The sequence below is a fragment of the Gilliamella sp. B2969 genome (genome assembly GCF_026536195.1).
GTDB lineage: Bacteria > Pseudomonadota > Gammaproteobacteria > Enterobacterales > Orbaceae > Gilliamella.
Genome location: NZ_JAFNOP010000009.1, coordinates 170851 through 179704, shown reverse-complemented (window position 1 = coordinate 179704; position 8854 = coordinate 170851). Strand labels below are relative to the sequence as shown.

Genomic DNA, 8854 nt, shown 5'->3' with positions numbered 1-8854 from the left:
ATCCTGGTGTAGCAATTTAGGCGGCGGTTACCGCCTGCCACAGGTCAAAGACTTAACTAACGCAAAGTGTGGCGTCAATAATAGCTACTTTCCATGCGTTAATGGCATAGATGGCGCCACGCCGGCATCAACTCAAGATATTTATCAGCGTAATATTGGTGCGGGTTTGTTTACCGAATGGGGCATCATGAACCGTTATACCGCTGCCGGCTTCACCGTCGGTACCGTCTGGACAAGTGACGGCGACGGTTCGCGCCCGTTTCTTGTCACCACGGACGACGGCTTAGTTTACACCTTCTCCCCCGGCTACACCTACAAAGGGGTTTGCGTCTATCCTTAGTGCTTATTTCTTGAGCACGAAAGTTGAGGGTTAGCAAAAATAGTGTTTATTCGTTAAATATTCGTTAACTTAAATGGTTTTGTGAGCGATAAATAGCAATTTTGTGGTGTCTAAGCCTGTACCGATATAGTTGAGTAAATTGCAGTAACATCACGTTGGCTAAATTTATAGCCAACGTTGCTTGCGAATCCAAAATCTACATAAAGGCTAAGTTATTGTATTAATGAACAATCGGTTATGATTTAAAGTGATTAAGTACTTACTTTCTAGGTTAAACTATATGTGATTGATTATCATATTATGGTTATTTATGTAATTAAGTGAACCTAATGCTAAATAATAGTGAGCATTAAAAACGCAAAGATTGCTGATTTGCTTTAGCGTAAGTTAATAACTTATTTGAGTATGAATCAAACAAATATACTCTATGATTGCTAAGTTATGTTTATGTAAAATTCACTTCTCAGTATTTAGTTTAATGAAAAGTCCTGATAAAACCTTTATATATTCGTAATCCACGTTTAGTGGTCATGTTTATAGTGAGTAATAACTTACTATATTATTTATCTGTTACTAATTAAGTTATAGGCTACATGTGTGGCGTTAAGCATGATGCTAAATTATATTAATGTTAATTGAACTTGATTGGCAATTGGAAAAGCCTAATTAGATATATATTGCATATATAATATGCTTATTGTGAGTAAAATAATTTTAGAAAAGTTAAAGAAAATATAAGTGCTTACTGACAAAACTCACCTATTTTTTAATAGATGAGTTTTTTGTGGTATTTGGTTTATTTAATTGGACGCATAGTTGGGAATAAAATGACGTCCCGAATGGTATGGCTATTGGTAAATAGCATTACGGTTCGGTCAATCCCAATTCCTAGCCCTGCTGTTGGCGGTAAGCCGTGCTCTAATGCGGTGATATAATCTTCATCATAGAACATTGCTTCGTCATCACCCGCATCTTTTTGCGATACCTGATCGGCAAAACGTTGTGCTTGGTCTTCAGCATCGTTAAGTTCTGAGAAGCCGTTACCAATTTCACGTCCACCAATAAAGAACTCAAAGCGGTCTGTTACAAATGGATTTTCGTCGTTACGGCGAGCAAGTGGCGATACTTCAGCCGGATATTCAGTAATAAACGTTGGTTGAATTAAGTTAGCCTCGGCAACTTCTTCAAAAATTTCAGTCACTACTCGACCGAGTCCCCAACTTTTTTCAATTTTAATACCGACAGCTTTGGCAATTGCACACGCTTTATCAAAATCATCTAAATCAGCATTATTGGTTTCTGGGCGGTAATGACAAATTGCCTCACGCATAGTCATTTTGATAAATGGTTTGCCAAAATCGAAAGTATGCTCGCCATATTGTACAACTGGATTACCCGTTACGGCGATTGCAAGGCGGCGGAATAATGCTTCAGTTAAAACAATCAGGTCTTTGTAATCGGCATAAGCCATGTACATTTCCATCATGGTAAACTCTGGATTATGTCTTGGTGATACGCCTTCATTACGGAAGTTTCGATTAATTTCAAATACTCGTTCAAAACCACCTACAACTAAACGTTTTAAATAAAGTTCAGGGGCAATACGTAGATACATATCTAAATCAAGCGCATTATGGTGCGTAATAAATGGTTTGGCTGATGCACCACCTGGGATGACTTGCATCATTGGGGTTTCAACTTCCATAAAGTGGTTTTCTAACATAAAGTTACGAATTTCAGTTACCACTTTTGAGCGAGCAATAAAGGTGTCACGTGATTGTTGATTAGTAATTAAATCAAGGTAACGTTGACGATAGCGCATTTCTTGATCTGCTAAGCCGTGGAATTTATCTGGTAATGGGCGTAATGCTTTAGTTAGTAGGCGGATTTCTTCACAATGAATTGATAGTTCACCTGTTTTGGTTTTGAATAAGTAACCTTTAGCACCGACGATGTCACCAAGATCCCATTTTTTGAATTGTTCGTTGTAGTAATTTTCGGGTAGATCATCACGAGTGACATAGAGCTGGATTTGCCCTGCAACATCTTGTAATGATACAAATGAGGCTTTACCCATAATACGGCGCATCATCATTCGACCGGCAACAGTGACAGTAATTTTATTTTCAATTAACTCTTCGTTAGTTTTATCATCATACAATTTATGAAGATCGCTTGAAATTGCGTCACGACGAAAATCATTCGGGAAAGCAATGCCTTGTTTGCGAATTGCAGCTAGCTTTTCACGACGTATTGTAAGCTCGTTATTTAACTCTTCAATATGGTTTTGTTGCTCTTGCTGTGTTGACATAATTTTACCTTTTATTTATTACCAGTTATAAACCGGCTTTTAAGCTTTCTTCAATAAATTGATCTAAATCACCGTCTAAAACGGCTTGCGTATTGCGTGTTTCAACGCCTGTGCGTAAGTCTTTGATTCGTGAATCATCAAGTACATACGAACGAATTTGGCTGCCCCAACCAATATCGGATTTGTTTTCTTCCATTTGTTGTTTTTCGGCATTCTTTTTGTGCATTTCAAGCTCATACAGTTTTGCTTTTAACTGTTTCATGGCCTGATCTTTATTACTATGTTGCGAGCGGTTATTTTGACATTGTGTCACAATTCCCGTTGGTACGTGGGTAATACGTACAGCAGATTCGGTTTTATTGACATGCTGACCACCCGCGCCCGATGCACGATAAACGTCGATGCGCAGATCGGCTGGATTGATGTCGATATCAATATTGTCATCAACTTCTGGATAGACAAATACCGATGCAAATGAGGTATGACGGCGGTTTCCTGAGTCAAATGGGCTTTTTCGTACTAAGCGGTGGACACCGGTTTCAGTGCGTAACCAACCATAAGCATAATCGCCGGTTACTTTGATTGTGGCTGATTTTATGCCAGCTACATCACCGTCTGATACTTCCATCACTTCGGTTGTAAAACCTTTCGATTCAGCCCAGCGTAAATACATTCTCAGTAACATTTCCGCCCAATCTTGGGCTTCAGTACCACCTGAGCCTGATTGGATATCTAAGTAACAGTCAGCACTGTCATAATCACCCGAGAACATTCGGCGAAATTCAAGACCAGCTAGCTTTTTTTCGAGTTGTTCAAGTTCTTGATTGGCTTCGTCAAAAGTGTCTTGATCTTCTGCTTCAATAGCAAGTTCAAGTAGACCTTCGACGTCGTCCAGACCTTGTTCTAAGGTATTGATGGTATTGATGATCTCTTCTAGCGCAACGCGTTCTTTGCCTAATGCTTGTGCTTTTTCTGGATCGGCCCAAACTTCGGATTGTTCTAATTCAGCATTGACTTCCTCAAGACGTTCTTTCTTGAGATCATAGTCAAAGATACCCCCGAATGACATTTGTGCGCTCAGTAAGTTCAGCTATTTTGGATTTTATTGGATTAATTTCAAACATGTTTTATTTTTGTTGGTTTTTATAATTTTGGCATAATCGCACATTGTAGCGGATTTATACATAAATTAGCAATTAGCAATTTTATGTCTTATCCTTGCTTTGATACATTATTGTTGAAAATAAAAATGACGCATCATGCGTCATTTTTAACTCAAAACAGAACTATTTAAATTAATTATTTTTTAGCTTGAGCATAAAGTTCAGCCACTTTGTCCCAGTTAATGACATTCCAAAATGCACCAATGTAATCAGCACGACGATTTTGGTATTTTAGATAATAAGCATGCTCCCAAACATCAAGTGCTAAAATTGGTGTACCAGAAACACCTGAATATTTTTCACCCATTAGCGGAGAATCTTGGTTTGCTGTTGATACAACTGCAAGTTTACCATTTTGTAATACTAACCATGCCCAACCTGAGCCAAAACGACTTGCCGCTGCTGCTGAAAATTTTTCTTTAAATGCATCAACTGTACCAAAATCTTTTTCAATTGCGGCTTTTAGTTCACCTTTAAGTTCAGTTCCCACTTTTAGTAGTTCCCAAAATAAAGTGTGATTAACATGCCCACCCACATTATTTTTAATTCCGGTAACTTTATCGCTTGGCACTTTGTCCAAATTAGCTAATAAAGCTTCAGGGCTTAATTGTTTGATTTCATCAGATAGTGTTTCTAAAATGCCGTTGGCATTATTGACATAAGTTTGATGGTGTTTGTCATGATGTAGATGCATAGTTTGTTCATCAATATAAGGTTCTAATGCATCATACGCATAAGGTAGCGCTGGTAAAGTGTAGGCCATGAAGTTGCTCCTTTCATATATATTATTATTAACTACTTAATTTAAGCAGTATACGAGTTATTAATATGGCTCACAAACTATTATTTAGATAGTTGATGACTATTTGTTTGTGAAAATTACTATTTTCTTATGGTTGTTAATTAATCTTCACTATTTTTTAAATAGGGTACGTACATCATAATGGCATGATTTTCACAAATCAGCTTTTCTTGCTGATAATGATCTATTAAATGGGTTTTTCGTTGCCATATTTTATTGTGCCTTGTGTAACCTCCCCACCATTGTTGCTCAATGCGATGATCGGTTTCGAAAACTTCATATTGATAACATAACGGAGTATCAGCAAGTAGTTCCCCATGTAAATATTTATCATCAAGCCAAAGATTAAGGCGGTATGTTGTATTGGTTTTGTTGAGTAGCTGCAAATCAACATAGTTATAAGATAAGGTCGCGAGTGCGGTTTACATCAGGAAAAACATCAAAACTATGTCGCCAGCGTTCTATAACCGTTAATTCAGAATGCAAAACCATCCAATAAATTAAATTGCCTAACTGACAAAGTCCCCCACCAATATCTTTACCAATTTTGCCATTGTGCAGTGAAAGACCTTCTAAAAAACCGCGCTTTTTCGTTGGGCGCCCGATGTTATGCCAGATCGAAAAACGTTGATTCGGTTTTATGATTGAACCATTGAGTTTTTCTACCGCTAAGTGTAGATTGGTGATTTTGTTGTATTGCAGATACATATCCACATCTTTTAACTGCCTTAATAAAACCGATTGATGTTTTTTATGGGAATAACGGCACGCGTGATTATTGATGTCGACAGTACTATATAGCTTACGATTTTTCCACCAATCTAGTTTACGTTTTAAAATAAAGTATTCTTTTCCTAATTTTAACCTTAAAGGGCTGCGTTTTTCCGGTTTATCTACTACAATTTTTTGCATAATTGACAGTTTTTATATCGAATAATGGATCAATTTTTACAGGTGGAGTGATAATACTTGTTAAGTTTATCGAGAAAAATAAACAACTTTAAGTTCATTTGGCTATAATCGTGCGCGCGTAATTTGTCTTCTGTATCGACAAAGCGATAATTTGCAGCTTGACTAATATCATCTTGAGAATGTGCAATGAGCTTAGCAACCACTTCATGAGTTAACTCCATATGACATTGAAAACCATACACCAATTTGCCATAAGCAATAATTTGCCGTGGACAGCCTTCACTATAGGCAATGATTTGGGCATCTTGAGTTAAACCAGGCATATCATTGTGCCAGTGACCGACAGCTAAACTATCACCGAAATGAGAAAATAACGGATTTTTTTTACCCGCTTCGGTCAACGTAATTGGGAATTTGCCAATCTCTTTTTCTGGGCTATGTTCGTAATGTGCACCAAGTGCTTCGCCAATTAATTGTGATCCAAGGCAAACACCAATAACAACTTTATTGGCTTTAATTGCAGATAAAATGATAGCTTGCTCAGCTAACGAGTCAAAATGGGCACATTCTTGTTTTGTAGTTGCCGGTGATTGTGGTCCACCCATGATAATTAGAAAATCAATACTATTGATATTATCTGGAAGGGGTTCACCAAGGTAGACACGCGAATAGCTAATTGTGTGTTGATGTATTTTTGCCCATTGCTCATATGCGCCAGGTGCTTCGAAATCTTCGTGAATAATAAAATGTATATGCATTATTCTTTTTCCTAAATTTCATTTTTACAAAATTTATATTAATTTTATTAGAAATTATTGACGATTGTTAATCGTTTAAGCCATTGTTCATAAATGCGTTTTAGCAGCTAACTTATTTTAAAAATAAGCTTTAAATCAAATAAATAGTATTAAATATGCTATTGATTGATTTTTTTTGCAAGATATTCTTTCAATTTATCAGCTAAAAATAATTTTTTAAATTTTATATTCTAGCGGTGAGCCACAGTTCCAACTCATTTAGATAATATCGTTAAACCGTTATCATTTAAGATTTTACAAAACAATTTTGCTTAATAACGTTTTGCAGGATTGAAGGATGATTGAGACATATAATTTCCACAGCATTATACCATCTAAATAAGCTTTCTAGTTAGCTTAACACCAAGTATTGATGAGTAACTTTGAAAATTGATAATTTTAATGATTTGCTAAGGTTGGAAAAACATAAGGTGAATGAAGTTGGCTCCTCCAACAGGACTTGAACCTGTGACATACGGATTAACAGTCCGCCGTTCTACCGACTGAACTATGGAGGAACCGAAATGTAGCGCGCATATTATAGATTTAATGTCGCTATGTCAACAATTAAATTATTTCAAATCGCTTTTTTATGTTCAATTGACCTATTTTATTGACTTTATTTGCTAAGCTTAATATGTTCGGATAGTTTTAAATAAATGTGTTTGCCGCATTAACTGTTGTGGATGTGAACCTAATGCACCTTGTGGAATAGTTTGGTTAAGTGCTCGATAATAATCGATCCAATAGGGGATAATTTGGTTAGTAACAGAATCTTTAAAATTCATTGGATATAATTGAAAATAATCTTTACCTGACGGGTATTTAAAGGCAAAAGTAATCAGTTCACTACAGTAAAAGCCCTTATCATCTGCTCGAAAACTATGGTTATAGGGCAACCCAAGGCAGGTTTGAACTCGTGTTAATGCATTTTTGATGACTGACTCATCATAAATGGTTGCGACAAGATTATATTTTGCAACGGCTAAAAAGTCATTAAGGGGGGTATAGATTACCCCATGTTTTTGGGTGGCTTCAATAACGATATTATCGCCAATATATAACCCAACATGGCTTATTTGATTGATTATGTCATCAGCGCTGATTTGGGCACCAGAATGAGTGATCGCTGTATTGAATTCGCTTTCTTCATTCTGGGCTTGGAAAATAATATCGCCAATTTGCATGGTTATTTGCGTGCGTGGTGGCGCCATAATGAGAACATTACGCAAGTTGCAATAATAAATTTAGCTGCATCAACACCAACAAAAGGTAAGTAGCCGACTTTTAGTGCTTCGATAAGTGAAATATGCATATATCCCATTAGATAAACGACACCAAATACAAATAAGAGTTGATGTGCACAAGCGAAGGCAATTAATCCTAAAATAAAGTGACGATCGTACCCTTTTTCGGCAGCAAAACCGGCTAAATAAGCACTAAATATATAACCATACAAATAACCTGATGACGGTGAAGCTAATGCCATAATTCCACCGCTACCGTTAGCGAATAGTGGTAATCCCATTGCACCTAAAAAGAGATATTGAAGTATGGTTAATGCACCTAGTTTACGACCTAAAAAAGCGCCAATTAACAATACGGCTAACGATTGAAGTGTGAATGGTACTGGGTATGTGGGAATACTGATATTAGCTGCTAACCCTAGCAGTAGGGCCGCCCCTGTAGTTGCACACAGTTTGCGTTGCCAAGATGATAAGTTAAATAGTGTATTGATATAAGTTGGATAATATGTTGTGAGTTTCATTATTTTCTACCATTAAAAAATAAACAGTAGTGCAATAATAATACAAAAAACTATAATGTAAACTATTTTAACATTAAAAAGTTTACATTATTAATGTTGCTTTTTATTTAAACCAATAGTTGTCTTAGACTAAAAAAGGGTTAGTCATTCGTTCATTGCCAAAGCTCGACATAGGTCCATGGCCAGGAACAAAGATAAAATCATCACCCAGTGGGAAAAGTTTATGGGTTATTGATGAGATTAAATCAGCATGATTTCCACGAGGAAAATCGGTTCGTCCAATGCTACTTTTAAATAGTACATCACCAACAAATGCAATTTTATCTTTTGCATTAATAAATACGATATGTCCTGGAGTATGGCCGGGGCAAAAAAGTACATCAAGTGTAATGTTGCCGACTTGGATTTTATCGCCTTCTTTCAGCCAACGATCGGGTAAAAAACTTTCGGTATAGGGAAAACCAAATTGCATTGATTGTTGTGGTAAGGCATTAAATAAAAACTCATCTTCATGACTAGGTCCGATAACCTTCACACCAAAATTAGTTGCTAATGTAACTGCTGCACCTACATGATCTAAATGCCCATGTGTTAGCAAAATTTGTTTTATGTTAACGCCTAACTTTTCTACTGCTTTTTCTAATAATTCAGGCTCACCACCAGGATCGATAATTGCGCCTTCCATGGTTTTATCACACCAAATGATGCTACAATTTTCTTGGAAAGCTGTAACTGGAATGATTTGATACTGGAACATATTG

Annotated in this window: 10 protein-coding genes and 1 tRNA gene; 1 reads left to right on the top strand and 10 read right to left on the bottom strand. The window is 36.5% G+C overall.

Annotated elements, in window-relative coordinates; genetic code table 11:
• The coding region (locus J3U66_RS09935) for a hypothetical protein (RefSeq protein WP_267348849.1) at nucleotides 1–340 on the top strand (340 nt) is incomplete at its 5' end.
• A 796-nt stretch (nucleotides 341–1136) separates the two neighbouring features.
• On the opposite strand, the gene lysS is transcribed toward J3U66_RS09935, so the two are convergent.
• The 10 genes from lysS to J3U66_RS09885 all read right to left on the bottom strand — a co-directional run bounded on the left by lysS (nucleotide 1137) and on the right by J3U66_RS09885 (nucleotide 8850).
• Nucleotides 1137–2651: a lysine--tRNA ligase gene (gene lysS / locus J3U66_RS09930; protein WP_267344771.1), complete on the bottom strand. Its 1515-nt coding sequence runs from the start codon at nucleotides 2649–2651 to the stop codon at nucleotides 1137–1139.
• A 25-nt stretch (nucleotides 2652–2676) separates the two neighbouring features.
• Nucleotides 2677–3775 (bottom strand): peptide chain release factor 2 gene (gene prfB / locus J3U66_RS09925; RefSeq protein ID WP_323849472.1). Its coding sequence is split into 2 segments (ribosomal slippage): nucleotides 2677–3699 and nucleotides 3701–3775, totalling 1098 coding nucleotides; the frame shifts between segments, so codons are not numbered across the junction.
• 175 nt (nucleotides 3776–3950) lie between these two features.
• The gene (locus tag J3U66_RS09920; protein WP_267334342.1) at nucleotides 3951–4577 is read right to left on the bottom strand and encodes a Fe-Mn family superoxide dismutase; all 627 of its coding nucleotides are present in this window, start codon (nucleotides 4575–4577) and stop codon (nucleotides 3951–3953) included.
• Nucleotides 4578–4717: 140 nt separating this feature from the next.
• Entirely contained in the window at nucleotides 4718–5002 is a 285-nt protein-coding gene (locus J3U66_RS09915) for a hypothetical protein (protein WP_267344768.1), read from the bottom strand.
• Nucleotides 5003–5012: 10 nt separating this feature from the next.
• Nucleotides 5013–5528: a VanW family protein gene (locus J3U66_RS09910; protein ID WP_267344767.1), complete on the bottom strand. Its 516-nt coding sequence runs from the start codon at nucleotides 5526–5528 to the stop codon at nucleotides 5013–5015.
• A gap of 29 nt (nucleotides 5529–5557) precedes the next feature.
• Entirely contained in the window at nucleotides 5558–6286 is a 729-nt protein-coding gene (locus tag J3U66_RS09905) for a type 1 glutamine amidotransferase (protein WP_267344766.1), read from the bottom strand.
• Between the two features lie 481 nt (nucleotides 6287–6767).
• A tRNA-Asn gene (locus tag J3U66_RS09900) sits at nucleotides 6768–6843 on the bottom strand.
• A gap of 114 nt (nucleotides 6844–6957) precedes the next feature.
• Nucleotides 6958–7539: a YiiX/YebB-like N1pC/P60 family cysteine hydrolase gene (locus J3U66_RS09895; RefSeq protein WP_267334332.1), complete on the bottom strand. Its 582-nt coding sequence runs from the start codon at nucleotides 7537–7539 to the stop codon at nucleotides 6958–6960.
• The gene (locus tag J3U66_RS09890) at nucleotides 7515–8093 is read right to left on the bottom strand and encodes a biotin transporter BioY (RefSeq protein WP_065633178.1); all 579 of its coding nucleotides are present in this window, start codon (nucleotides 8091–8093) and stop codon (nucleotides 7515–7517) included. The genes J3U66_RS09895 and J3U66_RS09890 overlap by 25 nt, the downstream gene beginning before the upstream one ends.
• A gap of 124 nt (nucleotides 8094–8217) precedes the next feature.
• Nucleotides 8218–8850: an MBL fold metallo-hydrolase gene (locus J3U66_RS09885; RefSeq protein ID WP_065633177.1), complete on the bottom strand. Its 633-nt coding sequence runs from the start codon at nucleotides 8848–8850 to the stop codon at nucleotides 8218–8220.
• Between the last annotated feature and the right edge of the window lie 4 nt (nucleotides 8851–8854).